The organism is Demequina sp., assembly GCA_024707205.1.
Taxonomy (GTDB): Bacteria; Actinomycetota; Actinomycetes; order Actinomycetales; family Demequinaceae; genus Demequina.
Map to the genome: position 1 here is coordinate 2,313,103 of JANQAD010000001.1, position 26,317 is coordinate 2,339,419.

Genomic DNA, 26,317 nt, shown 5'->3' on the forward strand with positions numbered 1-26,317 from the left:
CAACCCCTGGTTTCTGAATACGTTCAGAAGTAGGATTGGTGCATGTCCACTGCGATGCGCAAGACCGTGCAGTCCTCCGATTTGAGCCGCCACTCCGCGGAAGTGTTCGCGGCGGCGGACAGGCATGCCGTCAGGATCACGCGACGTGACGGTGAACCTCTTCTGCTCATGTCGGAAGGCGAGGACCGGGCGCGACAAGAGCTTGTGGCCATTGCGGGCACCTTGCTCGCGGCCGCTACAGACGGCACAGGCAACGCCACGGAGCGGATCGTGGCCGCCTATCCGTGGATGCTGGCGCTAAACGAGGCGGAGCGCGCAACCTGCGCACAGGAACTCCTGATTGCTGCGCGCGCGTCGTTTGCGACTGGGCAGCCGCGCCTCGCGCTTTCCACGCTTGAGTCGTGGCGTGAGACCGCCTGCGCGATTGCGGAAGGCCTTGACCGCTTGCCCGTGGAGTGGCTCGACGAGCCAGTCATCGTTCCCGCGCCCTAAGCCATGGCGCGGGGGGACAGAGTGGAGCGCCCGCTCCGCAAGGCGGAGTTCGAATTACGGTTTGCCACCAAGAGGGCGGAACAGGGCTGGACGGATCTCCTTGCCACCCAACGCAACGCGATCGTGGGTGCGTGGGACTTCCTGACCACAACGCCGCTCGCGGAGACTCCGCAGAACTACCGCCTGAAGGGGCGCCTTGCCTACGTTGTCAGCAACGGCGTGCAATGCGAACGCTGGCAACTCAAGCCCACCGCTCAAGGCGATGCACGCATCTGGTTCTACGTCATTGAGCGAACGGTGTACCTGGAAGCGGTGCACACGCGCCATCCGAATGCAACGAAGTAGCGGCAGTCCGGTAGTCTGTCCCGAAGCAACCATCCTTTAAGTCCGTCCTGCGAGGCGGGGAAGGAGGTCGCCAGGTGACTGGCACCATTCTTGGCGCGCCCGACATCTCCCGGGCCATCACGCGCATCGCCCACGAAATCGTGGAGCGGAACGACGGCGCCGCTTCAGTAGTCCTCTTGGGCATCCCCACGCGCGGCCTGCCGTTGGCTCACAGACTGGCCGACGCTCTGGCTGGCATCGAGCCCGCGTTCGACGCCGCGTCACGCGCCGGGGCGCTCGACATCACGATGTACCGCGACGACCTCCACAAGCACCCCACGAGGGCGATCGGGACCACCACGGTTCCTGAGGCTGGCATCGACGGGGCCACGGTGGTCCTCGTCGACGACGTGTTCCACACCGGCCGCACCATCCGCGCGGCCCTGGACGCGATCAACGACCTCGGACGCCCGCACGCGGTGCAGCTCGCCGTGCTCGTGGACAGGGGCCACCGCGAACTGCCGATCCGCGCGGACTACGTTGGCAAGAACATCCCCACCTCGCGCAGCGAGAGGGTCGACGTGCACCTCACCGAGATCGATGGCGAGGACTCCGTGGTCCTTCGTCGCAGCGTGGCGGGTGACGCATGAAGCACCTGCTCGATGCCAAGGACATCTCCCGCGAGGACGCGATCCTCATCCTCGACACCGCCGCGCAGATGGCGGCGACTCAGGAACGCGAGATCCGCAAGCTGCCAACCCTGCGGGGCAAGACCGTGGTGAACCTCTTCTTCGAGGACTCGACCCGCACCCGCATATCGTTCGAGGCCGCCGCCAAGCGGCTGAGCGCGGACGTCATCAACTTCTCCGCCAAGGGATCCTCGGTCTCGAAGGGCGAATCCCTCAAGGACACCGCGCTGACGCTTCAGGCCATGGGCGCCGACGCCGTGGTCGTCCGCCACTGGGCGAGCGGCGCCGCGGAACGTCTCGCGACGTCGGGCTGGATCCACGGCAGCGTCCTCAACGCCGGCGACGGCACGCACCAGCACCCCACCCAAGCGCTGCTCGACGCGTACACGATCCGTCGCCACCTCGTAGGCCAGGGGAGCGACGGCGAAGGCAAGGGCCTCGACGGCCTCCGCGTGGCGATCGTCGGCGACATCCTGCACTCTCGCGTGGCCGGCTCCAATGGCTACCTGCTGCCCACCCTTGGCGCGAAGGTCACCGTTGTCGCCCCGCCGACGCTGTTGCCGGTTGGCATCAAGGCTCGTCAGGAGCTCGAGGTCTTCTTCACTCTCGACGAGGCGCTCGACGCCCATGAGTACGACGCGATCATGATGCTTCGCGTGCAGCGCGAGCGGATGACCGGCGGGGGGCGGCGTTCTTCCCCAGCCCCGAGGAGTACACGCGTCTCTACGGCCTTGACGCCGCGCGCATGGCGCGCCTGCCGGAACACGCGGTCGTCATGCACCCCGGCCCCATGAACCGAGGCCTGGAAATCTCGGCCGAGGCCGCCGATTCACCGCGCTCGGTCATCGTGGAACAGGTCTCCAACGGCGTCGCGGTGCGCATGGCCGCCCTGTATCTGCTGCTCGCGGGAGAGGAGGCAGCCGAATGAGCCGCCCCATCGTGCTCAAGGGGGTCTCGCTGCTCGGTGAGGCCACCGCAGACCTCGTTATCAGGGACGGCGTGATCGTCGACAACGGCGACGCAGAGGCGATAGTCGTGGAAGCGTCGGGCCTTATCGCCCTACCCGGCCTCGTGGACCTCCACACGCACCTGCGCGAGCCCGGCCGCGAGGACGCGGAGACCATCGAGTCCGGCTCGCGTTCCGCGGCGCGGGGCGGCTTCACCGCCGTCCACGCGATGGCCAACACCACCCCCGTTGCGGATACGGCCGGCGTAGTGGAGCAGGTGTGGTCCCGCGGCCGCGAGGTTGGCCTGGTGGACGTCTACCCGGTGGGCGCGGTGACTGTGGGCTTGGGCGGCACCCAGCTCAGCGAGATGGGCGCGATGGCGATGTCCCGCGCCCGCGTCAGAGTGTTCAGCGACGACGGCAAGTGCGTGCACGACCCCGTGATCATGCGCCGCGCCCTCGAATACGCCAAGACCTTCGACGGCGTCATTGCCCAGCATGCCCAGGACCCCCGCCTCACGGACGGGGCGCAGATGCACGAGGGGATAGTGAGCGCGGAGCTCGGGCTCGCGGGCTGGCCCGCGGTCGCCGAGGAGTCGATCATCGCCCGCGACGTGCTGCTGGCGGGCCATGTGGGCTCGCGGCTGCACGTGTGCCACGTCTCGACCGCAGGCTCCGTAGAGATCATCCGCTGGGCCAAGAGCCGCGGCATCGACGTGACCGCCGAGGTCATGCCGCACCACCTGCTCCTCACCGACGAGTCCGCGCGCGGCTACGACCCCCGATTCAAGGTCAACCCGCCGCTGCGCACGCAGGAGGACGTGGACGCGGTGCGCGCGGGACTCGCCGACGGCACCATCGACATCGTCGCCACCGACCACGCCCCGCACCCGGACGAGGACAAGGACTGCGAGTGGGGCGCGGCCGCCATGGGCATGATCGGCCTCGAGACGGCCCTGCCCATCGTGCAGAAGACCATGGTGGACACGGGCCTCATGAGCTGGGGCCAGGTCGCCTTCCGAATGGCCCACCTGCCCGCGAAGATCGGGCGCGTCAGCGACCAGCACCCCGGCACCATCAACGTGGGGGACCCGGCGAACATCACGCTGGTGGACCCCTCCGCGCCATGGACCGTGGACCCCACGAAGACCGCGAGCCGCAGCAACAACTCGCCCTTCGGCGGCATCGAGCTCCCCGGACGCGCGGTGGCAACCTTCCTGCGCGGCGCGCCCACATACTTGGATGACCGATTCGAAGGGCTGTTTGATGACTGACGCCATCTTGGTGCTGGAGGACGGCACCACGTTCGAGGGCCAGGCCTACGGCGCCACCGGCCAGACCCTCGGCGAGATCGTCTTCAACACGGGAATGACCGGATACCAGGAGACTCTCACCGATCCCAGCTATCACAAGCAGATCGTGGTGATGACGGCGCCGCACATCGGCAACACGGGCATGAACGACGAAGACCCCGAGTCTCGCCGCATCTGGGTGGCCGGTTACGTTGTCCGCGATCCTGCCCGACGGCCCAGCAACTGGCGCTCTCGGCGCTCGCTTGACGAGGTGCTGGCCAAGGAGGGCGTCGTGGGGCTGAGCGGCATCGACACGCGCCAGCTCACGCGCATTCTGCGGTCCAGTGGCGTCATGAAGGCCGGGATCTTCTCCGGCGAGGCGCTGGCTCCCGTGCCCGAGCTCCTGGAGCGGGTGAAGTCCGGCGAGGACATGAAGGGCGCATCACTCGCTCGCGAGGTTTCCGTGCCGGACGAGTACACGGTGGAGCCCCCGGAGGGTGTTGCCGTTCGTCGCAATGTGGTGGCCGTGGACCTTGGCATCAAGGCGATGACTCCCGAGCTGATGGCGCAGCGTGGCATGCGGGTCACGGTGGTGCCCGCGACGATCACCGCGGAGGAGATCCTCGCGAAGAAGCCTGACGGCGTGTTCTTCAGCAATGGTCCCGGCGACCCCGGCGCGGACGATGCGTCCGTGGAGACGCTCCAGGGCGTGCTCCGGGCGGGCGTGCCGTTCTTCGGCATCTGCTACGGCAACCAGATCCTGGGCCGCGCGCTCGGGTATGGCACCTACAAGCTTCAGTTCGGGCACCGCGGCATCAACCAGCCCGTGGTGGACCGCACCACGGGCAAGGTGGAAATCACCGCCCACAACCACGGGTTCGCCGTCGACGCCCCACTGGAGGGAGCGTCGGACAGCCCGGCCGGCTTCGGCAAGGTGCGCGTGAGCCACGTCAATCTCAACGACGACGTGGTGGAGGGCCTCGAGTGCCTCGACATCCCCGCGTTCTCCGTTCAGTACCACCCCGAGGCCGCCGCCGGTCCCCACGATGCCGGGTACCTCTTTGACCGCTTCGACGAACTCATGGAGACAACGAACTAATGCCCCGTCGCCAGGACATCACTTCCGTTCTCGTCATCGGTTCCGGCCCCATCGTGATCGGCCAGGCATGTGAGTTCGACTACTCAGGAACCCAGGCGTGCCGCGTGCTCCGCGCCGAAGGAATCCGAGTAGTTCTACTCAACTCGAACCCCGCGACCATCATGACGGACCCCGAGTTCGCGGACGCGACCTACGTGGAGCCCATCACCACCGAGGTGATCGAGGCGATCATCGCCAAGGAGCGGCCGGACGCGATGCTCGCGACGCTTGGCGGTCAGACGGCGCTCAACGCTGCGATCGCGGTGGCGGAGGCGGGGATTCTCGAGAAGTACGGCGTGGAGCTCATCGGCGCCAACCTCGAGGCCATCAACCTGGGCGAGAACCGCGAGCTGTTCAAGGGCGTCGTGGAGCGCTGCGGAGCCGACAGCGCCCGCAGCCACATCTGTCACACGATGGAGGAGTGCCTCGCGGCCGCCGAGGACTTGAACTACCCCGTGGTGGTGCGGCCGTCCTTCACGATGGGCGGCCTCGGCTCGGGGTTCGCGTACAACGAAGAAGACCTGCGCCGCATCGCGGGCGCCGGGCTGCACTATTCGCCCACCACCGAGGTGCTACTCGAGGAGTCCATCCTGGGCTGGAAGGAGTTCGAGCTAGAGCTCATGCGCGACAAGGCGGACAACGTCGTGGTCGTGTGCTCCATCGAGAACGTGGACCCCGTTGGCGTGCACACGGGCGACTCCGTGACCGTGGCTCCCGCGCTCACCCTCACGGACCGCGAGTACCAGCGCATGCGCGACGTCGGCATCGCGATCATCCGCGAGGTCGGCGTGGACACGGGCGGCTGCAACGTGCAGTTCGCTGTGGAGCCCAACACGGGTCGCCTGATCGTCATCGAGATGAACCCGCGCGTCTCGCGGTCCTCGGCGCTGGCGTCGAAGGCCACGGGCTTCCCGATCGCCAAGATCGCCGCCCGCCTCGCGATCGGCTACACGCTCGACGAGATCCCCAACGACATCACGGGCTCGACCCCGGCCAGCTTCGAGCCCACCCTGGACTACATCGTGGTCAAGGTGCCCCGCTTCGCGTTCGAGAAGTTCCCCGCGGCGGATCCGGTCCTCACCACCACCATGAAGAGTGTTGGCGAGGCCATGGCAATCGGCCGCAACTTCACCGAGGCGCTCGGCAAGGCGCTGCGCTCGATCGACAAGCGCGCCGCGAACTTCCACTGGAACGGCGACTACCCAACGGGAGAGGCGCTCGAGGAGCTGCTCGCGGCCATCCGCATCCCCACCGAGAACCGCATGGTCCAGGTGCAGCAGGTCCTCAGGGCCGTGCGCGCCGGTCACGCGGACCTTGAGCAAGTGTTTGAGGCCACGGGCATCGACCCCTGGTTCCTGGACCAGATCCTGCTCATGAACGAGGTCGCGCACGAGGTTGCGCATGCGGCCGAGCTGACCCCGGAGGTCCTGCGCCGCGCCAAGGAGCACGGCCTCGCGGACGCTCAAATAGCCGCCCTGCGAGGACTGGACGAGAGCGTGGTCTTTGCGCAGCGTCGGGCCGCTGGGGTGACGCCCGTGTTCAAGACTGTGGACACGTGCGCGGCCGAATTCGAGGCGCGCACGCCGTACCACTACAGCACGTTTGACGCGGAGAACGAGGTGCAGCCGCGAACGCGCGAGGCGATCATCATCTTGGGCTCGGGGCCCAACCGCATCGGCCAGGGCATCGAGTTCGACTACTCGTGCGTCCACGCCGCGCTGAGCCTCAAGGACGAGTTCGAGACCGTCATGGTCAACTGCAACCCCGAGACCGTCTCCACGGACTACGACACCGCAAATCGCCTCTACTTCGAGCCCCTCACCTTCGAGGACGTCATGGCCGTCTACGACGCCGAGGTCGCCGCGGGCCCGGTCAAGGGCATGCTCGTGCAGCTGGGCGGGCAGACGCCGCTGAGCCTGGCGCAGCGACTGGCCGACGCTGGGGTGCCGATTCTCGGAACGTCGCCCGAGGCGATCGACAACGCGGAGGACCGCGCGGCCTTTGGTCGGGTGCTCGCGGAGGCGGGCCTCCCTGCACCGGCGTACGGCACCGCCCACGGTATCGAGGAGGCGATTGAGATCGCCGAGGGCATCGGCTACCCGGTGCTCGTGCGGCCCTCGTACGTGCTTGGCGGCCGCGGCATGGAGATCGTCTACGACCGCGCGCAGCTCGAGGACTACGGCACGCGCATGCACCTCGTCGGCGACCATGCGTCCGACGCGCCGCTCCTGGTAGACCGGTTCCTCGACGACGCGATCGAGATCGACGTTGACGCGCTGTTCGACGGCGAGGAACTGTTCCTCGGCGGCGTCATGGAGCACATCGAGGAGGCCGGCATCCACTCTGGCGACTCCGCGTGCGTGCTGCCGCCCGTCACGCTGTCCAAGGCCGAGCTGTCACGGATTCGTGAGTCCACGGAGGCCCTGGCGCGTGGAATCGGCGTTCGCGGGCTCATGAACGTGCAATACGCCCTGGTAAGTGACGTGCTCCACGTGCTCGAGGCCAACCCGCGCGCCTCACGCACGGTCCCGTTCGTCGCCAAGGCGACCGGGGTCCCGCTCGCCACCGCGGCCGCACTGATCATGGCCGGGTCGTCGATCGCGGACCTTCGCGCGTCCGGGGTGCTCCCGGATCACGACGCCACTCGCATCGACCCCACTCAGCGCATCGCCGTGAAGGAGGCGGTGCTCCCGTTCAAGCGCTTCCGCACCCACGCCGGCACCGTGGTGGACACCGTGCTGGGCCCGGAGATGCGCTCCACGGGAGAGGTCATGGGCTTCGACACCACCTTCCCGCTCGCATTCGCCAAGTCCCAGGCCGCCGCCTTCGGCGGGCTGCCCAAGGGCGGCAAGGCGTTCGTGTCGATGGCCGACAGGGACAAGCGCTCCATCACCTTCCCCGTTGCGCGCCTGCGGCAGCTCGGGTTCGAGATCCTCGCCACGGAGGGCACGGCACTCGTCCTGCAGCGCAACGGCATCCCGTCCACGGTGGTGCGCAAGAACTCCCAGGGCCGGGGCCCCAACGGGGAGCCCACGATCGTGGATCTCATCAACAACGGCGAGGTCTCGCTCGTGATCAACACCCCGTCCGGCCAGGGCGCCCGCGCGGACGGTTACGAGATTCGCGCGGCCGCGACCGCCGCCGACACGGCCATCGTGACCACCACGCAGCAGCTTGCTGCCGCCGTGCTCGCGATCGAGGTCATCCAGCACCGCGAATTCGACGTGCTGTCACTTCAGGATGCCGCCGCGCCACAGAACGTCGGTGCAGGTAACATGGCAAGCAACCCGTGACCCAGGGGAGGGACCATGCAATTCGGTGAGCGGCTTGATGGCGCCATGCGCGCCTGGGGCCCGCTGTGCGTTGGCATAGACCCGCACCCCGATCTGCTCGCGCGCTGGGGCCTCCCGGACACCGCGGAATCCCTCCTCGCGTTCGGCGATACGGTGATCGAGGCGAGCGCTCGCTCCGCGGCCGCCGTCAAGCCGAACGCCGCGTTCTTCGAACGGCACGGCGCCCGCGGCATCGCCGCGCTCGAGCAGGTGCTCGCGAACGCGCGCGAGCAGGGGCTCATCACCATCCTCGACGCCAAGCGTGGCGACATCGGCTCCACCATGGAGGCCTATGCCGACGCCTACCTGCGCCCCGGCGCACCGCTTGAGGCCGACGCTGTCACCCTTTCGCCGTATCTCGGCTTCGGCTCTCTCGCGCCCGCGCTCGAACTGGCGGAGCGCAACGGCAAGGGCGTCTTCGTGCTTGCGCTCACCTCCAACAGGGAGGGCGCGTCCGTGCAGCACGCCGTTGGCGAAGACGGGCCCGTCGCACGTGCCGTGGCGGAAGCCGCCGCGGAACTGAACCGTGGAGCCCAACCCATGGGCAGCGTCGGGCTGGTGGTTGGCGCGACCGTTGGCGACGCCGCCGCCGAACTTGGAATAGACCTCGCCGCGGTCAATGGACCGCTGCTTGCCCCTGGGGTTGGCGCCCAGGGGGCCACACCCGCCGATGTGGCGAAGGTGTTCGGAAGCGCGACGAGCCGAGTGCTCGTCAGCCAGTCGCGAGGGGTGCTTCAGGCGGGCCCCTTCGTCGAGAAGCTCCGCGGAGCAATCCAGGCGGCCGCAGGGGCCGCCGCATACATCCTCGCGCCAGCTGACGAGGAATAGGGGAAGGGAACACCATGGCAACTCCGGAGCTCTCCGACGAGCAGCGTGCCGCCGCATTGGTCAAGGCCACGGCTGTGCGCAGCGCCCGACGTGTGTTCAAGGAGCAGCTTGCGGCGGGAGACTTCTCGCTCGCCGCAGCGATCGATCGCGCAAAGGGCGACGAGGCCCTCGCCGGGATTCGCGTGCACGACCTCGTGCAGTGCCTGCCCGGCATCGGCCCCAAGCGGGCCACTCAGATCATGGATGAGATCGGCATCTCGCACGTTCGCCGCATTCGCGGGCTCGGCCAGCACCAGGTGGCCGCGCTCATCGAGCGCGAGCGCAGGTGATTCGAGGCAGATGAGCAGACTTACGGTCCTTGCCGGGCCAACGGCCGTGGGCAAGGGCACGGTGGTTCGCGCCCTCCGCGAGCGCGAGCCCGACATCTGGATCTCGGTCTCGGCGACCACGCGGCCGCCGCGACCCGGCGAGATCGAGGGGGTTCACTACTTCTTCGTGACCCCTGAGCGGTTCGATGAGATGGTCGCCGGGGGAGAGCTGCTCGAATGGGCGGTTGTTCACGGCGTGCATCGCTACGGAACCCCGCGGAGGGCCGTCGAGGAGCACCTCGAAAGCGGGGTCCCGGTGCTGCTCGAGATAGACCTGCAGGGCGCTCGCCAAGTGCGGGAGACCATGCCGGACGCGCTCTTCGTCTTCCTCGCGCCGCCGTCGTGGGAGGAGCTCGTGTCGCGGCTCGTTGGCCGCGGCACCGAGGGCCCCGAGGAGCGCGAGCGCCGCCTGGCGACTGCGCGCCTCGAGCTCGCGGCCGAGAGCGAGTTCGACGAGGTCATCGTCAACGACACGGTCGAGGCCGCGGCGGAGGCGCTGGAGCGGCTCATCGACGCGACCCGCTAGGGGTTGAGGTAGATGCGGGGTGAATCTGAAGACGTTTTCGACCGCTACCTACCTCAACCCAGAGGGTGAGGCGTGGCGACTAGGGGCATGCGCCCGCGCACGGTAGACTAGAGCGGTTAGAAATCCAAGCATCGGAGTTGAACGTGGCCGGAACTGTCGCCGCCCCTGAGGGCATCACCAACCCTCCCATTGACGAGCTGCTCGCCAAGGTGGACTCGAAGTACGCCCTCGTGGTCTACAGCTCCAAGCGCGCTCGCCAGATCAACGCGTACTACGAGGCGCTCTCCGAGGGCCACTTCGAGAACGTCGGCCCGCTCGTCGAGGCCGACTCCACGGACAAGCCGCTCTCCGTTGCGCTGCGCGAGATCAACCAGGGCGGACTGCTCGAGCTGGGTCGCACCGAGGAATAAGCATGCGCGTGCTGCTGGGTGTGACCGGCGGCATTGCCGCGTACAAGGTGGCGCTCGTGCTGCGCCGCCTCAAAGAGGACGGCCACGACGTTCGCGTCGTCCCCACCGCCTCCTCGCTGAACTTCGTTGGCCGCGCCACGTGGGAGGCGCTCAGCGGCCACCCCGCGCCCACCGACACCTTTGACGACGTGTCGTCGGTGCAGCACGTCCGCCTTGGCCAGAGCGCTGACATCGTGCTCGTCGCGCCCGCGACCGCGAACTTCCTCGCCGCGTATGCGCGCGGAGAGGCCAAGGACCTGCTCGGCAACTCGCTGCTCGCGACGCACGCCCCCGTGCTCGTCGCCCCCGCGATGCACACCGAGATGTGGGAGCACCCCGCCACCCAGGCCAACGTCGCCACGCTCAGGGCGAGGGGCGTGCACGTGCTGGACCCCGCCGTCGGGCGGCTTACCGGCGCAGACAGCGGTCCTGGCCGCCTTCCTGAGCCCGACGCTCTCGTGGCCGCCCTGTACGCGGTCGCCGAGGGCGCGGGGTTGCCTGAGCAGCGGCCCGACGCTGGTTGGGGAGACCTCGAGGGCGTGCGTTTGGTGGTGACGGCCGGAGGCACGCGCGAGCCGATCGATCCGGTGCGTTACCTGGGCAATCGCTCGAGCGGACACCAGGGCTTCGCCATCGCTGAGGCCGCGCGAGAGCGGGGCGCTGAGGTGACCGTGATCGCCGCGAACGTGACGCTGCCGACCTCCGAGCGCGTGCAGCGCATCGACGTCTCAACCGGCACCGAGCTAGGGCATGCGATCGAGACGGTCGAGGACGACTGCGACGTGATCGTCATGGCCGCCGCCGTCGCCGACTTCGCCCCCGCCGAACGTAGCGAGCACAAGATCAAGAAGACCGGGGACGGTGGCATCACGCTTGAGCTGGTGCCGACCGAGGACCTGCTTCGCGGGCTCGTCGAGCGTGGCAAGGTGCCCATCATCGTCGGCTTCGCGGCCGAGACGGGGGACGATGCGGCAACGGCCGCCGAACACGCGGCCGCGAAGGCGCGCCGGAAGGGCGCCGCGCTGCTCGTCTTCAACGAGGTGGGGGCCACCAAGGGGTTCGGGGACGTGCCGAACTCGGTGCGCATCCTCGACGTGAACGGCGACGAGGTCGCGAGTGCTTCCGGGTCGAAGCTCGCCGTCGCGCACGCGGTTCTGGATGAGATTTCGCGGCTGTGGACGGCTCACAGGCGCCCTTGAGGCTGCCACTAGACTCGCCGCATGCGCCTTTTCAGCTCAGAATCCGTGACAGAAGGTCACCCTGACAAGGTCTGCGATCAGATCTCCGATTCCATCCTCGACGCGATGCTCGCGCAGGATCCGCTGTCCCGAGTTGCCGTGGAGACCATGGTCACCACGGGCCTCGTTCACGTGGCCGGCGAGGTCAGCACCGAGTCGTACGTGGACATCCCCGGGATCATCCGCTCCGTCGTGACGGGCATCGGCTACACGTCGTCAAAGACCGGCTTCGACGGCGCCCTGTGCGGCGTCTCGGTGAGCATCGGCGAGCAGAGCCCGGACATCTGGCAGGGCGTTGCGCACGCCACGGACTCGTCCGATGACGAACTTGGCGCGGGCGACCAGGGCCTGATGTTCGGGTACGCGTGCGATGACACGCCGCAGCTGATGCCGCTGCCGATCGCCATGGCGCACGCGCTCACCGCACGGCTCGCCCACGTGCGCAAGGACGGGATCATCGAGGGCCTGCGGCCAGACGGCAAGGCGCAGGTCACCATCGCGTACGACGGCGACGAGGCCCGGTCCGTCGACACCGTGGTGGTCTCGAGCCAGCACGCGGAGACGTGGGAGATTGGCGGCCTGCGAGAGGCGATCGAGGCCGAGGTCATCGGCCCCGTGCTCGCGGGCTTCGACATCGACAGCTCAAGTCACCGTTCCCTCATCAACCCCACGGGACGCTTCGAGATCGGCGGCCCCGCGGGCGACGCCGGTCTGACGGGCCGCAAGATCATCGTGGACACCTACGGCGGCATGGCGCGCCACGGCGGTGGAGCCTTCAGCGGCAAGGACCCGTCGAAGGTGGACCGCTCGGGCGCCTACGCGATGCGCTGGGTGGCGAAGAACGTGGTCGCCGCCGGTCTCGCGAGCCGCTGCGAGGTCCAGGTCGCGTACGCGATCGGCACCGCGCAGCCCGTTGGGCTGTATGTGGAGACGTTCGGCACCGAGACCGTGGACCCTGACCGCATCGTCAAGGCGATCGACATGGTGTTCGACCTGCGCCCGTCGGCGATCATCGACGCACTGGATCTCCGCAGGCCCATCTACCGCGCCACGGCCGCGTACGGCCACTTCGGCCGTGAGCTTGCCGAATTCACCTGGGAACGGACGGACCGGGTGGAGGCGCTCCGGGGCGCAGCGCTATAGCCGAGCCCTCGCCCCGTTCTGTCGCTCGCGTCTGCATCGACAGCCCTCTGCCGCACCTCGACAGGCCGTTCGACTACAGCGTGCCGCCCTCGCTAGCGAACGCGGTGACCGTGGGGTCGCGCGTGCGCGTGCGCTTCGCGGGCAGGCTCGTCAACGCGGTTGTGGTGCGGCTGCTCGAGGAGAGCGAGTTCGCGGGCACCCTGAGTCCCATTCACTCCACGGCCGCGATCGCCTCCTACACGCCCCGCGCGCTTGACCTCGCACAGGCGGTTGCCCGACGCTATGGCGGCTCCCTCTGGGACGTCCTGCGGCTCATGGCCCCGCCCCGCGTGGCGAGCCTCGAGGACAGGGACTGGACAGGACCGGCCGGCATGGAGACCCGCTACGCGGAGGCCGCCGAGTCCGCTCCGGAGCGCGAGATGCTGAACATCCAGGAGCTCGCAAAGGGCGCGCGCGTGCTGTGGCAGGCGCTTCCCCAGGACGACAGGGCGGCGGGAACGCCCGTGCACGTGCTGGCCGCGGCCGCGGCTGCGGCCGCGGCGCACGAGCAGTCCGCGATCCTCGTGGTGCCCGACGCCCGCTCACTCGCCGCCGTGGAGGCGGAGCTGGCGCGGCGAGGGCTGCGCCGGTGGAGCGTGCGCGGTGGCGGCGAGGTCGCGGTCCTTGACGCCGATGATGGCGCCAATGCCCGCTACGGCTCGTATCTCGCCGCGATGCACGGGCTCGCACGCATCGTGCTCGGGACCAGACCCGTGGCGCTGCAGCCGGTGCCATCGCTCGGCTTCGTGGCGATCTGGGACGACGGGTCGTCGAGCTTCGATGACCCTCACGCGCCGTACTGGAACGCCCGCACCGTGGCCGCGTGGAGGGCCGATCTCGAGGGCGCCGGCATGCTCATCGCCTCATACGCGCCCACCGTCGAGGCCCTCGCACTCGTGGAGCACGGGTGGGCGGATCTGGCACTGCCCGATCGCGAGGCCGTGCGGCGAGCCGCCCCCGCAACCGAAGTTGTCGGCGACGACAAGCGCACGGCCGAGGGAGCGTCGGGCTGGCACTGGATGCCTGGCAGGGTGTGGCGTGCTGCCCGAGAGGCGCTCGGCAAGGGGCCCGTCGCCATTGTGGTCCCGCGCACCGGCTACGTGCGCGCGGTCGCGTGCGCGAGCTGCGGCGAATGGGCGCAGTGCACGGCGGTGATCGACGGGTCCCCGTGCGGCGGCGCCCTCCGGCAGGATCACGTGTCGGCGCCCCTCGTGTGCCGCGACTGCGGCACCGCCCATCCGCACTGGCACTGCGCCAACTGCCAGGGACGACGCATCAAGCAGGTGCGGCAAGGCGTGGAGCGCATCGCTGAACAGGTGCGCGCCATGGCCAAGGACGTGCCGGTCGCGATCTCCGCGGGTGCCACGGGCGTGCTGCCGGACGGGGCGGTGACGGAGGGCTTCGTTGTCGCGACGCCCGGCGCGGTCCCTGCCGTCGCGGGCGGTTACGCCGCGGCCGTGGTGATCGGTGCCGAGGCGCCGGCCAGTGGTGGCCTTGGCGCGGAGGTCCGCGCGGTCCGCTGGTGGCTCGCGGTCGGCGCGCTCGTGCGGTCGCGGAAGGACGGCGGGCGGATGTACCTCGTGGGCGACCTCCCGGACGCCGCGCGGCGCGCCCTGGAGACGTGGGACCCGCTGAGCGCGACCCAGGAGGCCCTCGCCGACAGGACGGCGCTCGAGCTGCCGCCCGCCCGGCGCAGCATTCACATCACCGGGCCCAAGCATGCGATCACGCTTGCGCTGTCCGTATCGGTGGAGGGCGAGCGGCTCGAGCGCCATTCGGAGGCCATCGTGAGCGAGACGCGCGACGGGGCCCTGCTGCTCGTGACGCGGCGTGCCGCGCAGTCCATCATCGACGCGCTGAGGGCCCGCCAGGCCGAGCTCAGCAAGGACGGCGACGAGGGCTTCCGGATGCGCGTGGACGGACCGGTCGCGCTCTGAGTCGCTTGCGGCCCGCGACCGACTCATAGGATGGATGCATGCGCGTCGTGTTCGCGGGCACCCCGCTCATCGCAGTTCCCGCGCTGACGGCGATCGTCGACGCAGGGCATGACGTCGTCGCCGTCCTCACCCAGCCAGATGCTCCTGGCAAGCGCGGACGCGCGCTCCAGCCAAGCCCGATCAGCCTCGCCGCGCGCGAACTGGAGCTCGACGTGCTCACCCCGGCCAGAGCGTCGGACCCCGAGACCGTCGCCCACATCGCCTCGCTCGAGGCGGACGTGGCCGCCGTCGTCGCCTACGGGCAGATCCTGCGGCCAGAGCTGCTTGGCGCAACCACGCACGGCTGGGTGAACCTGCACTTCTCCGTGCTCCCAGCGTGGCGCGGGGCCGCCCCGGTGCAGCGCGCCGTGATGGCGGGCGACGACATCACGGGCGCCTCCACGTTCGTCATCGACAACGGCCTCGACACCGGGCCGGTGATCGGCACCCTCACCGAGCGAATCCGCCACGACGACACCGCCGGAGTGCTCCTCGAACGCCTTGCGGGGCTTGGGGCGGGGCTGCTCGTGCACTCGCTCGAGGCTCTCGTCGGCGGGGTCGCGGCGCCCATTCCGCAGCCAGAGGACGGCGTCTCCTACGCGCACAAGCTCACCCGCGAGGACGCCTACGTCGCGTGGGAGCGGCCGGCGCACATCGTTGACAGGCAGGTCAGGGGAGTCACGCCCGCGCCCGGAGCGTGGACCACGCTGCCCGACGGCACGGTCGCCAAGATTGGGCCCGTCGCCCCTCGTACGGGGCCGGGTTTGCCTCCCGGACAGCTCGCCCTGCGAGGCGATGAGGTCGCGGTCGGCACGGGCACGGCGCCGGTTGCGCTCAGCTGGATCGCTCCCGCGGGGCGCAAGGCGATGGACGCGTGCGACTGGTGGCGTGGGGCCCGCCTGGGCGAGGCGGCCATGCTGGGGGAGGCCTGATGCCACCGGGCACGGCGATCGACGCGGCGAGAGAGGCGGCGTTTCGCTGCGTGCGCGCGGTGGACGCGGAGGAGGCGTACGCGAATCTGGCGATGCCGGGAATCCTCGCGGCGCTGTCCCTCAGCGGCCGCGATGCCGCGTTCGCGACGGAGCTCGCGTACGGCACCCTGCGCATGCACGGCTTCTACGACGCCGTGATCGCCCACGCGGCAAAGCGGGAGCCGAGCGCGCTGGATGCGCCGGTGAGGTGGTCGCTGTGGCTGGGGGCGCACCAGGCGCTGTCGATGCGGGTGCCGCCGCACGCGGCGGTGTCAGAGACAGTGGACCTCGCGCGCAGGCACGGCGGCCCGCGCGTCGCGCCTCTCGTCAATGCCGTGATGCGGCGGATCGTGGAGCGGAAGCTCGACGCGTGGGTCGCGCTCGTTGCGCCGAGCAGCTCGCGGGAGGACCTCGCGATCCGCCACTCGCATCCCGAGTGGGTGGTCAATGCCCTCGCCGAGGCCCTCGCCGCGGATGGGCGTCCCGAGCAGCTCGAGCAGGTGCTCGTGGCCGACAACGCGCCCGCGGCGGTCACGCTCGTGGCCCGACCCGGGCTCGCGGACCGCGCGGAACTGCCGGGAGAGCCCACTCGCTTCTCGCCATGGGGCGCAACCCTCACCGGAGGCGACCCTGGCGCCATACCCGCCGTAGCGTCGGGCGCCGCGGCCGTGCAGGACGAGGGAAGCCAGCTCGTGGCTGGGGCGCTCGTCGCGTTCCGCGACGTGGAGCCCGGCGAGCGCTGGCTCGACATGTGTGCCGGACCCGGCGGCAAGGCCGCCCTGCTCGGAGCCCTGGCCGCGCAGCACGGTGCGACCCTGCAGGCGAACGAAGTGCACGAGCACAGGGCCCGGCTGGTCCGGAACGCCGTGCGGGCGCTGCCGGAGGCCGTGGTCACGGTGACCACGACCGACTCGCGCGAGCTCCCGCCCGCCGCCTTCGACCGCATCCTGCTCGACGCCCCGTGCACCGGGCTCGGCGCCCTGCGGCGGCGCCCGGAGGCGCGCTGGCGGCGCGAGCCTGCGGACGTTCCGATCCTCGCCGAGCTCCAGTCCGAGCTGCTCGCGGCCGCGGCCGGAGCGCTGAAGCCCGGCGGTCTCGTCGCCTATGTGACGTGCAGCCCGGTTCTCGCCGAGACCAGGGACGTTGTCGCGGGAGCGCATGGGCTCGAGCTCGTGGACGCGCGGGCGAGCATCGCCCAGATCACGGGCACTCCGCGCCGCAGTTGGGGCGCCGGCCCGCACGTGCAGCTGTGGCCGCACGCCCACGGGACGGACGCGATGTATCTCGCGATCCTGCAACGGCCGCACGGGTAGGGTCGAACCATGCGCATTGCCCCCTCGATCCTCTCCGCCGACTTCGCGAACCTCGAGCGCGATATTCGCGCCGTGAGCGATGCGGACCTGCTGCACGTGGACGTCATGGACGGCCACTTCGTGCCCAACCTCACCCTGGGCGTGCCCGTGGTGAAGCGGCTCTGCGAGGTGGCTCCGATGCCCGTGGATGTGCATCTCATGATCGAGGACCCCGACTACTGGGCCGTGCGGTACGCGGAGCTCGGCGCGTTCTCGGTGACGTACCACTTCGAGGCGGCGAAGGACCCGCGGAAGGTTGCTCGGGACCTCCGTGCGGCGGGCGTTCGCGCCTCGGTCGCGATCAAGCCAGGCACGCCGGTCGAGCGCGCCATCGAGCTGCTCGATGAGGTGGACATGGTGCTCGTGATGACCGTGGAGCCGGGCTTCGGCGGTCAGGAGTTCATGGCGGACATGATGCCCAAGTTCGAGGCGCTGCGAGCGGCCGTGGACAAGGCGGGAGCCGATGTGTGGCTCCAGGTGGACGGCGGGATCGCGCGCGACACCATCGCGACCGTGGCCCTGGCGGGCGGCGACACCTTCGTGGCGGGGTCCGCGATCTACGGCTCGCACGACCCAAGCGCCGAGGTTCGCGCGCTTCGCGAGCTTGCCCAGCAGGCCTGACGTGGCGGAGGCGATGGATAGGGCGGCGGAGCTCGCCGCACGTGGGCGGCGCATGGGCCCAACCCCAGGGTTGGCTGCGTGATCGTGGGCGTTGACGGGGCGGTCCTCGCCGAGGGCTATCACCGGGGCGCGGGCACGCCCCATGCGGAGGCCGCCGCGCTGGCCGCAGCCGCCCTGTCCGGGGTGTCCGTGCGCGGCGCGACCGCCTTCGTGACTCTGGAGCCCTGCAACCACACCGGCCGCACGGGACCATGCGCCGTGGCCCTGGCCGATGCCGGGGTTGCCAGGGTGGTCTACGCGGTTCCCGATCCCAACCCCACCGCCGCCGGTGGCGCCGCCTATCTCGCCGGGCGCGGAATCGACGTGGAACTCGTCCCGCACGCCGTTGCCCGCGGGCTCAATCGCCGCTGGCTCGTGGCCATGGCGCGGCAGCGGCCGTATGTGATCGCGAAGTGGGCCTCGACCCTTGACGGGCGCACGGCCGCGGCCGACGGCACGAGCTTCTGGATCACCGGCGAGGAGGCGCGCGAGCACGCGCACAGCGTGCGCGCAGAGGTGGACGCGATCATCGTGGGCACGGGCACCGTCGCGATCGACGATCCGGAACTCAGCGCCCGCCCCGCGGGCGTCGCTGAACCGCACCAGCCCCTCCGCATCGTCCTCGGTGAGCGCGACACCGCCGGCGCCAAGGTCTGGCGTGACGCCAATGCCGAGCGCGTGGCCTCACGCGACCCCAGCGTCGGGCTGGCGAAGGCGTGGGAGCGCGAGTGCCGAACCGTGCTCGTCGAGGGGGGCGCCACCGTCACGAGCGCATTTCTGCGGGCGGCCTCGTGGACGAGGTCCACGCGTACATCGCTCCCGCGATCCTCGGGAGTGGCACGGCGGCGGTATCGGACCTGGGAATCGGCACCATGGCGGACGCGTTGAGAGGCAAGGACGTGACGGTGACCCAATTGGGCATCGATACGCTTGTCACCGCCGTTCTCACGAAGGAGACCTGATGTTCACCGGGCTTGTTGAGGCCGTAGGCACCGTCACCGCGATCGCCGAACACGGCGCCCAGTCGCAACTGACGATTGCAACCCCTGGCTGGGGAGGGGACCTTGAGTTCGGGGAGTCGATCGCCGTGAACGGCGTGTGCCTCACGGTCGCCAAGCACACTGGCGACGAATGGGTCGCCGACGTCATGCGCGTCACCCTGGAGACCACCTCGCTGCGCAGCGTGTCGGTTGGGGACCGGGTGAACCTTGAGCGCGCCCTGAGGGCCGACGCTCGCTTGGGTGGGCACATCATGCAGGGTCACGTGGACGGCACGGCTGAGCTCGTCGCCAAGGACTCGCAGCCCGACTGGACCGACCTCACGTTCCGCATCGCGCCTGGTTACTCGCGGTATGTGGTGCGCAAGGGCTCGATCGCGCTCAACGGCGTGTCGCTCACCGTGGCCGAACTGGTCGACGACCTCGTCACCGTGTCACTGATCCCGACTACTCTCACGGAGACCAATCTGGGTGAGCTGCCCGTCGGTGCCGTGGTGAACGTGGAGGTGGACGTCGTGGGCAAGTACGTGGAGCGGATGCTGGGGGAGAGGTCGTCGTGAGCCCCGATCCCATCGCGCTGGTTGAGCGCGCCCTCGCGGAACTGCGCGCCGGCCGTCCCGTGCTCGTTGCGGACTCTCGCGATCGCGAGGACGAGGCGGACTTCATCATGTCCGCACAGACCACCACCGTCGAGTGGGTGGCGTGGGGCATCCGCCACTCGAGCGGCTATCTGTGCGCGCCCATGCCGGGGGAGAAGGCCGACAGCCTCAAGCTCCCGCTCATGGTGCCGAACAGCCAGGACCCGCGGCGAACGGCGTACACGGTGTCCGTGGACGCTGCGAGTGGGGTGACCACGGGCATCTCCGCGGCGGACCGGCACCGCACTTTGCAGATTTTGGCCAAGGCGGACGCGTCCCCGGACGAATTCATCCGTCCCGGGCATGTTCTGCCGCTGCGCGCTGTTGCAGGTGGAGTCCTGCATCGTCCCGGCCACACGGAGGCGTGCGTCGATCTGTGTCGGCTTGCCGGCCTCGAGCCTGTCGGGGTCATCGCCGAACTCGTGAACGACGACGGCACCATGATGCGCCAGGGCGATGCTTCCGCACTCGCCTCCAAGGAGGGGTTGGTTCTCATGACCATCGCCGACCTCATCGCCTACCGCCGCGCAAAGAACGACCTGCCCGCGCCGTCGGCCCCGCAAACGCACCGCGTGCTCGCCGAGGGTGAGGCACGCCTCCCCACCAAGCATGGGGAGGTCACCGTCCGCGGCTACCGCGACGCGCGCACGGGCCACGAGCACGTCGCGCTCATCGCGCCGGTTCCCGAGGGCCGCACGCCCATTGTGCGCGTGCACTCCGAGTGCCTCACGGGTGACGCGTTCGGCTCGCTGCGCTGCGACTGCGGCCCGCAGCTGGACGCCGCCATCGATCGTGTCGCCGCAGAAGGCGGTGCGGTGGTCTACCTCACGGGTCACGAGGGCCGGGGCATCGGCATCGTCGCGAAGATCCAGGCGTACGCGCTGCAGGACCAGGGGCGCGACACCGTGGACGCGAACACCGACCTTGGCCTCCCGATCGACCGCCGCGAGTACGGTGCGGCCGCCGCGATCCTCGCGGACCTTGGCTTCACGAGCGTGCGGCTGCTGACGAACAACCCCGCGAAGGTCGAGGGCCTGCGTGCCTCCGGCATCGACGTGGTGGAGCGCGTGCCGCACCACGTTGGCGCGCACCCGGAGAACGAGGCGTACCGCCGCACCAAGGCGGAGCGCATGGGCCACATCATGGAGGAGGGCGCATGAGCGGCGCTGGTGCACCGTCGTTGAGCGTTGACGGATCCGGGCTGACGGTCGAGATCGTGGCGTCCCAGTGGCACACGGAGGTCATGGACGGACTGGTGGCGGGCGCCATTCGCGCCGCAGAGGCCGCCGGGGCCGGCTATCGCGTGACCCGCGTGGCGGGTGCCGTGGAGCTCACCGTGGTCGCGGAGGCGCTCGCCCGCAACGGCGCCGACGCGATCGCCGCGCTCGGCGTGGTCATCAAGGGCGCCACTCCTCACTTCGAGTACGTGTGTCAGTCCGTGACGCTCGGCCTCACCGATGTGGCCCGCACGCACCTGGTGCCCGTGGGCTTCGGCGTGCTCACCTGCGACGACGACGCACAGGCGCTCGACCGCGCGGGCCTGCCAGGGTCTCGCGAGGACAAGGGCGCCGAGGCCGTAGAGGCCGCGCTCACCACGGCGCTCACGCTGCGCCAGCTCTAGCCGAGCCAGCCCACCCCGCCCAACCCCACCGTCGGCCCGTAGGCTCCGCACGGTCCCTGTGACCAGAGTGACGCACACACGCGCCCACGCGGCGCCCGGAGGTCCAGGTGAGTCACATGCGTCACACGTTCCGTGCGGAGCCTTAACGGCAGCGGCCCGACGGCGGGGCCGGGCGGGTCTTAATCGTCGCCCTCGCGGTTCGGTAGGGTTGGGCGCGTGAAAACCTTTGACGAGCTGTTCGCGGAGCTCACCGCCCGCGCCGCCGAGCGTCCCGAGGGATCCGGGACCGTGCGCCTTCTCGACGCGGGCGTGCATGCCATCGGCAAGAAGCTCGTCGAGGAGGCCGCCGAGGCGTGGATGGCGGCTGAGTACGAGTCGGACGAGGCCGCCGCGGAGGAGATCTCGCAGCTGCTGTACCACGCCCAGGTCATGATGATCGCTCGCGGACTGACGCTCGAAGACGTCGGCCGATACCTGTAGACCACAACGATTACCAGGAGAAACGTGCTCCGCATCGCCGTACCGAACAAGGGCTCGCTCTCTGAGCCCGCAAGCCAGCTGCTCCGCGAGGCCGGCTACAAGCAGCGCTCCAGCGACAGGGACCTGGTGCTCGTGGACGCCCGCAACGACGTCGAGTTCTTCTTCCTTCGCCCGCGCGACGTGGCCGTCTATGTTGGCGCGGGTACGGTCCACGCCGGCATCACGGGCCGCGACCTGCTCCTCGACTCAAGCGCTGAGGCCACGGAGCACCTCGAGCTCGGGTTCGCGAGCTCCACCTTCCGCTACGCGGCGCCGGTCGGCACCGCGACCACGGTTGAGCAGGTCCAGGGGCTCCGCGTTGCGACGTCGTATCCGCATCTCGTCAAGAACCACCTGAAGTCGTTTGGGGTCGAGGCGACCGTGGTGCGCCTGGACGGCGCGGTGGAGTCTTCGGTTCGCCTCGGCGTCGCTGACGTCGTCGCCGACGTGGTCGAGACCGGATCCACCCTGCGTGCCGCGGGACTCGAGGTCTTCGGGGACCCCATCCTCAAGTCCGAGGCGATCCTCATCACCGCCCCCGGCGCGCCCGCGGACGAGATCGCGACCCTCACCGGCCGCCTGCGCGGCGTGCTCATGGCACGCCAGTACGTGCTCGTGGACTACGACGTGCCGAATGAGGCGCTCGAGGCCGCCATCGCCGTGAGCCCCGGCTTCGAGGCGCCAACGGTGACCCCGCTCCACGGCGCCGAGTGGCACGCGGTGCGAGTCATGGTGCCGCGTACGGAGATGAACCACATCATGGACGACCTCTACGCGGTTGGCGCGCGCGCCATCCTCACCACCGAGCTGCTCGCGGTCCGGGTCTAGGAGCTGCGTTGGACCGGATCGCCCCGGAGGAGCGGCTGCTCAACCTCTTCATCGCGCTGAGCTCTACTCGCGCGCGCCTCACCAAGCAGGACATCCGCTCCACGGTCTACGGCTACGACGCGCGCATGCAGGGCGAAGACGCCAAGGCGGACACGGCCTTTGAGCGGATGTTCGAGCGCGACAAGGAGGACCTGCGCCGGCTCGGCGTTCCGCTCCAGACCGTCGTCGACGCAGCACACGGCGCGGACATCGGCTACCGCATCGACCCGTCCGCGGCCACGATGGAGCCGATCGACCTCACGGCCGCCGAGCTCGCGGTGCTGAGCCTCGCCGTCGACTACTGGCGCGATGCCGCGCTCGGCACGGACGCCAAGCAGGCCGTCACCAAGGTCGCGAGTCGCGTCCAGCACGAGCCCGTCCCCGAGCTTCCCCTTCGGCGCGCGCGCCACGGGGACTCGGGCGGCGCTCGGCACGCTCGCCGAGGCGCTTCACGATCGCAGGGCGGTCCGCTTCGAGTACGCGTCGTCCACCTCCGCACCCGCGGTTCGCACCGTGGAGCCGTGGCGCATCGTCATGGTCTACGGCACCGAGTACCTGGTGGGCCGCGACCGCACGGCCGACGCTCCGCGCACCTTTCGCCTGAGCCGCATCATTGGCGGTGTCAAGGCCGTGGGCGAGGGCGGCGCGTACGAGATTCCGAAACAGGTCCCGTTGGGCCCTCTCGGCGAACAGGGTCCAGGCGCGATCGTCGGCACTGCGACCCTGGCGCTGCGACCTGAGGCCGGTCACGGCTGCGCCTGGCCGGCACGCAGGTAGGAACGGATGGCGAATGGGACCTCATCGACGTCCCGTATCGCCATCTCGACTCCTTGCGTGCGGAAGTGCTCTCGCTGGGAGGCTCGGCGCGCGCCGTGGCCCCACAGCAGCTCGTCGACGACGTCATGCGCTACGTCGGCGCCGCGGTGGAGGCCACCCGTGAGTGAGAACTCCCGCGCCCGGGTCGCGCGACTCCTCGGGATCGTCGCCTACCTCGAGGACAACGGCTCAACGAGCTTCGAGGAGCTCGCCGAGCACTTCGGCGTGAGCCGCGACCAGATCGCGAAGGACATCGACCAGCTGTGGCTCGTTGGTCGCCCCGGCGGCTTCGCCAACGACCTGATCGACTTCGACTCCGACTCCTTCGACTCCGGAATCGCCAAGATCACGAACACGCAGGGCGCCACCCAGGTTCGCCTGGGGCCGCGCGAGGGCGTTGCTCTCGTCGCGGCGCTCTCGGCGATTGTGGGCGCCGGCGTCGCCCCCCGCGCCGCCCAGAGCGCGCTGGAGAAGATCACGGCCGCGCTGGGGGAGGAGACGGTCACGGTGGTCGGGGAGCCTCGACGCCGCGGCCGACACCGTGCAGACGCTCGCCATCGCGATTCACCAGGGTGTCGTCGCTCGCCTCGACTACGTCGACGCGGCCGATCGCCGCACCCTGCGTGACGTGGAGCCACACCGCATCGTGACGATCGACGGCGCTCCGTATCTCGAGTGCTGGTGCCGGAGGGCCGGCGACTACCGGACGCTGCGCATCGACCGCATTCGCAGCGCCAAGGCGACCGACGAGCCCATCTCAACCCCAGCGTCGGGCAGCGAGGGCTTTGCCCTGGCGCCCATGTACGAGGCGACCATCCGCCTGCGCAGGTTTGGGCGCTGGGCGCTCGAGGACATCCCCGGTGTGGTGCTCGACGATGACGGCGAGCTCGTGACCGCGACGATGGGGGTCAGTAACGAGCCGTGGCTCGCCGGACGGCTGCTCACCATTGCGACGGCGCTCGTCTCTGTGGAGCCGGACGCTCTGCGGAGCGAGGTGGCGCGCCAGGCGAAATCCGTGGCCGCGGCGCACGGCGAGTAGACTGGCCGGGTATTAACGAGCGGAGGATGTCATGAAGCCAATCCACTGGGTGCTGGTTCTTGTGGTTGTGTTGGTGCTCTTCGGCGCGCCCAAGCTTCCTGAGTTCGCCCGCAGCATCGGCAAGTCGCTGAACATCCTCAAGGAAGAGACGCAGAACCTCAAGGGCGACCTGAAGGCCGACTCAGAGGCCACCACCGAGAGCGAGGCGAAACCCGCCAAGGAGGCTCGTGACGACTAGGGCATCACGCCGCGCAGAAGGTGCGCGGATGCCCCTTCGCGAGCACCTGAAGGAGTTTCGCAACCGCCTCATTCTCGCGGCGATCGGCATCTTCGCCGGTGCGATAGCCGGCTGGTTCATTTACCCCTACGCCTTCGACTTCCTTGCGCGGCCGATCGAGGCCGCGGCAGAAGCGTCGGGCGGGGACGTGTCCATCAACTTCTCTGGACTCGCGACCGCGCTGGACATGCAGGTCAAGATGTCCCTGGTAATCGGGGTCATCATCTCGTCGCCGTGGTGGCTGTATCAGCTATGGGCGTTCATCGCCCCGGGCTCCGCGCGCGCGAGAAGCGGTACACGATCGGCTTCCTCGGCGCGGCCGTGCCGCTGTTCCTCGGCGGCGTGGCGCTGTCGCTGTGGGTCTACCCGCACGCCGCAGAGATCCTCCTCGGCTTCACGCCGCCGGAGGGGTCAAACTTCCTCGACGCGCAGATGTTCATGAGCTTCGCGATGCGACTTGTGCTCGCATTCGGGCTCGCTTTCATCTTCCCCGTGATCATGGTGGCGCTCTCCGCGGCCGGCCTGGTGAAGCCGACGACGTGGATGCGCGGCTGGCGGTGGGCGGTGTTCCTCATCGCGGTTTTCACGGCCATCATGACGCCCACCCCGGACGCGATCACCATGATCATCATGGCGATCCCCATGATCGGCCTGTACTTCGCTGCCGTCGGTGTGGCCGCGCTGTTTGAGCGCTCTCGTCGCCGGCGCAAGGCCGCCCTCGAGGCCGAAGCTGCGCTCGGTGACTAGTGGCTGAGCTGGGCCTCATCACCAACCCGACATCGGCGTCGGGCAGGGGAGCGAAGTGGGGAGCGGAAGCGGCCGCGGAACTGGCGCGCTTTGGTCATCGCCTGCGTGACCTCTCGCGCGGTTCGTGGGCAGCCTCGTACGAGGCGGCGATCAACCACCGCGACGAGCTCGACGGCCTCGTGGTTGTTGGGGGCGACGGGATGGCGCACCTTGGCGCGCAGGTGTGCGCGGAGCACCGGCTGCCGCTTGGCCTGATGGCCGCCGGTTCCGGCAACGACGTTGCGGCCACTCTGAGCTTGCCGATTCACGACATGCGCGCCGCGGCGCGGCGGGTCGAGGACGGCCTGCGTGGCGATGTGGCGCGCGTGGACGTTGGCCGCGTCACCGGGCCCAGCATCGAGTTCCCCGGAACGCCAAGGTACTTCCTCGCGGTGCTCAGCGCCGGGCTCGACGCCGCCGTCGCGGCGTACGCGGCAAGGCTCACTTTTCCTCGCGGCCCGCTCAAGTACAAAGTCGCCACGCTGAGGGAGCTGCCTCGCTACCAGCCATACGGTCTCACCGTGACGATTGGCGACTCGCCGGCGGAGGCGACGAGCTGCACGCTCGTCGCGGTGGCCAACACTCCCGTCTTCGGCGGCGGGCTGGTGCTCTCACCGGATTCGTCGATGACGGATGGGCTGCTCGAGGTGGTCGTGACCGAGCCGCTGACGCGGCGCGAGATACTCCAGATCTTCCCCAAGCTCCGCGATGGTTCGCACAAGGGCGATCCCCGCATTCGCACAGTGCAGGCCAGGTCCGCCACTATTGCCCAGCACCTAGGGGGAGCGACGCTTCCGGTGGCGAACGCCGACGGCGAGCTCGTCGGGGCCGAGCCGCTCAACGTGGAGGTGGCCCCGCTTGGGCTGACGGTGCTCGGCGGCCAACCGCGGTAGTCCCACGCCCCACGCCCCAACACTCCTGACCACTCAGAGGGCCTTTGGTCGCGTTGTGCACGGTCACAGGGCCGTTGAGTGGTCAGGAGTGTTGGGGGCG

The 26,317-nt window shown here is 69.6% G+C and carries 27 protein-coding genes and 2 pseudogenes; all 29 read left to right on the forward strand.

The annotated features are described in order from the left end of the window. Window positions 1-42: 42 nt before the first annotated feature. The 29 genes and pseudogenes from NVV57_11845 to NVV57_11985 all read left to right on the forward strand — a co-directional run bounded on the left by NVV57_11845 (window position 43) and on the right by NVV57_11985 (window position 26,217). Window positions 43-492 (forward strand): prevent-host-death protein, encoded by a 450-nt coding sequence (locus NVV57_11845; protein ID MCR6713327.1) that lies wholly within the window; start codon window positions 43-45, stop codon window positions 490-492. A 3-nt stretch (window positions 493-495) separates the two neighbouring features. After that, window positions 496-837, forward strand: a complete 342-nt coding sequence (locus NVV57_11850; GenBank protein ID MCR6713328.1) for a hypothetical protein — start codon at window positions 496-498, stop codon at window positions 835-837. A gap of 74 nt (window positions 838-911) precedes the next feature. After that, complete coding sequence (gene pyrR, locus NVV57_11855) at window positions 912-1,466, forward strand: bifunctional pyr operon transcriptional regulator/uracil phosphoribosyltransferase PyrR (GenBank protein MCR6713329.1); 555 nt, start codon at window positions 912-914, stop codon at window positions 1,464-1,466. Next, window positions 1,463-2,433, forward strand: a pseudogene (locus tag NVV57_11860) (aspartate carbamoyltransferase catalytic subunit). The gene pyrR and the pseudogene NVV57_11860 overlap by 4 nt, the downstream one beginning before the upstream one ends. Continuing rightward, complete coding sequence (locus tag NVV57_11865) at window positions 2,430-3,725, forward strand: dihydroorotase (protein ID MCR6713330.1); 1,296 nt, start codon at window positions 2,430-2,432, stop codon at window positions 3,723-3,725. The pseudogene NVV57_11860 and the gene NVV57_11865 overlap by 4 nt, the downstream one beginning before the upstream one ends. Further along, a complete protein-coding gene (gene carA / locus NVV57_11870) occupies window positions 3,694-4,842 on the forward strand; it encodes a glutamine-hydrolyzing carbamoyl-phosphate synthase small subunit (GenBank protein MCR6713331.1) in 1,149 nt (382 codons plus the stop codon). Before NVV57_11865 ends, carA begins: the two co-directional genes overlap by 32 nt. After that, window positions 4,842-8,174: a carbamoyl-phosphate synthase large subunit gene (carB, locus tag NVV57_11875; GenBank protein ID MCR6713332.1), complete on the forward strand. Its 3,333-nt coding sequence runs from the start codon at window positions 4,842-4,844 to the stop codon at window positions 8,172-8,174. The genes carA and carB overlap by 1 nt, the downstream gene beginning before the upstream one ends. A 15-nt stretch (window positions 8,175-8,189) precedes the next feature. Beyond that, a complete protein-coding gene (gene pyrF, locus NVV57_11880) occupies window positions 8,190-9,041 on the forward strand; it encodes an orotidine-5'-phosphate decarboxylase (GenBank protein MCR6713333.1) in 852 nt (283 codons plus the stop codon). Window positions 9,042-9,055: 14 nt separating this feature from the next. Next, window positions 9,056-9,370, forward strand: coding sequence for a DNA-binding protein (locus NVV57_11885; protein ID MCR6713334.1), 315 nt, complete (start codon window positions 9,056-9,058; stop codon window positions 9,368-9,370). 10 nt (window positions 9,371-9,380) lie between these two features. Continuing rightward, window positions 9,381-9,935 (forward strand): guanylate kinase, encoded by a 555-nt coding sequence (gene gmk, locus NVV57_11890; GenBank protein ID MCR6713335.1) that lies wholly within the window; start codon window positions 9,381-9,383, stop codon window positions 9,933-9,935. A 143-nt stretch (window positions 9,936-10,078) separates the two neighbouring features. Then, window positions 10,079-10,345 (forward strand): DNA-directed RNA polymerase subunit omega, encoded by a 267-nt coding sequence (gene rpoZ, locus NVV57_11895; protein MCR6713336.1) that lies wholly within the window; start codon window positions 10,079-10,081, stop codon window positions 10,343-10,345. A gap of 2 nt (window positions 10,346-10,347) precedes the next feature. Further along, the gene (coaBC, locus tag NVV57_11900) at window positions 10,348-11,583 is read left to right on the forward strand and encodes a bifunctional phosphopantothenoylcysteine decarboxylase/phosphopantothenate--cysteine ligase CoaBC (protein MCR6713337.1); all 1,236 of its coding nucleotides are present in this window, start codon (window positions 10,348-10,350) and stop codon (window positions 11,581-11,583) included. A gap of 21 nt (window positions 11,584-11,604) precedes the next feature. Then, on the forward strand, window positions 11,605-12,765 hold the full coding sequence (gene metK, locus NVV57_11905; GenBank protein MCR6713338.1) for a methionine adenosyltransferase: 1,161 nt from the start codon (window positions 11,605-11,607) through the stop codon (window positions 12,763-12,765). Between the two features lie 35 nt (window positions 12,766-12,800). Continuing rightward, complete coding sequence (locus NVV57_11910) at window positions 12,801-14,741, forward strand: hypothetical protein (protein MCR6713339.1); 1,941 nt, start codon at window positions 12,801-12,803, stop codon at window positions 14,739-14,741. Between the two features lie 38 nt (window positions 14,742-14,779). Next, window positions 14,780-15,712: a methionyl-tRNA formyltransferase gene (locus NVV57_11915; GenBank protein ID MCR6713340.1), complete on the forward strand. Its 933-nt coding sequence runs from the start codon at window positions 14,780-14,782 to the stop codon at window positions 15,710-15,712. Next, on the forward strand, window positions 15,712-17,064 hold the full coding sequence (locus tag NVV57_11920; GenBank protein ID MCR6713341.1) for an rRNA small subunit methyltransferase B: 1,353 nt from the start codon (window positions 15,712-15,714) through the stop codon (window positions 17,062-17,064). Before NVV57_11915 ends, NVV57_11920 begins: the two co-directional genes overlap by 1 nt. Before the next feature lie 9 nt (window positions 17,065-17,073). Further along, the gene (gene rpe, locus NVV57_11925; GenBank protein MCR6713342.1) at window positions 17,074-17,724 is read left to right on the forward strand and encodes a ribulose-phosphate 3-epimerase; all 651 of its coding nucleotides are present in this window, start codon (window positions 17,074-17,076) and stop codon (window positions 17,722-17,724) included. Between the two features lie 78 nt (window positions 17,725-17,802). After that, window positions 17,803-18,651, forward strand: coding sequence for a bifunctional diaminohydroxyphosphoribosylaminopyrimidine deaminase/5-amino-6-(5-phosphoribosylamino)uracil reductase RibD (gene ribD / locus NVV57_11930; protein MCR6713343.1), 849 nt, complete (start codon window positions 17,803-17,805; stop codon window positions 18,649-18,651). Between the two features lie 73 nt (window positions 18,652-18,724). Then, window positions 18,725-19,321: a riboflavin synthase gene (locus tag NVV57_11935; GenBank protein ID MCR6713344.1), complete on the forward strand. Its 597-nt coding sequence runs from the start codon at window positions 18,725-18,727 to the stop codon at window positions 19,319-19,321. Next, the gene (gene ribA / locus NVV57_11940; GenBank protein MCR6713345.1) at window positions 19,318-20,559 is read left to right on the forward strand and encodes a GTP cyclohydrolase II; all 1,242 of its coding nucleotides are present in this window, start codon (window positions 19,318-19,320) and stop codon (window positions 20,557-20,559) included. The genes NVV57_11935 and ribA overlap by 4 nt, the downstream gene beginning before the upstream one ends. After that, a complete protein-coding gene (gene ribH, locus NVV57_11945; protein MCR6713346.1) occupies window positions 20,556-21,020 on the forward strand; it encodes a 6,7-dimethyl-8-ribityllumazine synthase in 465 nt (154 codons plus the stop codon). The genes ribA and ribH overlap by 4 nt, the downstream gene beginning before the upstream one ends. A gap of 216 nt (window positions 21,021-21,236) precedes the next feature. Beyond that, window positions 21,237-21,500, forward strand: coding sequence for a phosphoribosyl-ATP diphosphatase (locus NVV57_11950; protein MCR6713347.1), 264 nt, complete (start codon window positions 21,237-21,239; stop codon window positions 21,498-21,500). 24 nt (window positions 21,501-21,524) lie between these two features. After that, the gene (gene hisG / locus NVV57_11955; GenBank protein ID MCR6713348.1) at window positions 21,525-22,367 is read left to right on the forward strand and encodes an ATP phosphoribosyltransferase; all 843 of its coding nucleotides are present in this window, start codon (window positions 21,525-21,527) and stop codon (window positions 22,365-22,367) included. Window positions 22,368-22,375: 8 nt separating this feature from the next. Continuing rightward, on the forward strand, window positions 22,376-23,146 hold the full coding sequence (locus NVV57_11960) for a hypothetical protein (protein MCR6713349.1): 771 nt from the start codon (window positions 22,376-22,378) through the stop codon (window positions 23,144-23,146). A gap of 196 nt (window positions 23,147-23,342) precedes the next feature. Beyond that, complete coding sequence (locus NVV57_11965) at window positions 23,343-23,849, forward strand: HTH domain-containing protein (protein MCR6713350.1); 507 nt, start codon at window positions 23,343-23,345, stop codon at window positions 23,847-23,849. Beyond that, window positions 23,764-24,261 (forward strand): WYL domain-containing protein, encoded by a 498-nt coding sequence (locus NVV57_11970; protein ID MCR6713351.1) that lies wholly within the window; start codon window positions 23,764-23,766, stop codon window positions 24,259-24,261. The genes NVV57_11965 and NVV57_11970 overlap by 86 nt, the downstream gene beginning before the upstream one ends. A 31-nt stretch (window positions 24,262-24,292) precedes the next feature. Then, window positions 24,293-24,499: a Sec-independent protein translocase subunit TatA gene (gene tatA / locus NVV57_11975; protein ID MCR6713352.1), complete on the forward strand. Its 207-nt coding sequence runs from the start codon at window positions 24,293-24,295 to the stop codon at window positions 24,497-24,499. Window positions 24,500-24,527: 28 nt separating this feature from the next. Continuing rightward, window positions 24,528-25,285 (forward strand): annotated as a pseudogene (gene tatC / locus NVV57_11980) (twin-arginine translocase subunit TatC). Next, window positions 25,285-26,217 (forward strand): diacylglycerol kinase family lipid kinase, encoded by a 933-nt coding sequence (locus NVV57_11985; protein MCR6713353.1) that lies wholly within the window; start codon window positions 25,285-25,287, stop codon window positions 26,215-26,217. The pseudogene tatC and the gene NVV57_11985 overlap by 1 nt, the downstream one beginning before the upstream one ends. Window positions 26,218-26,317 lie beyond the last annotated feature (100 nt).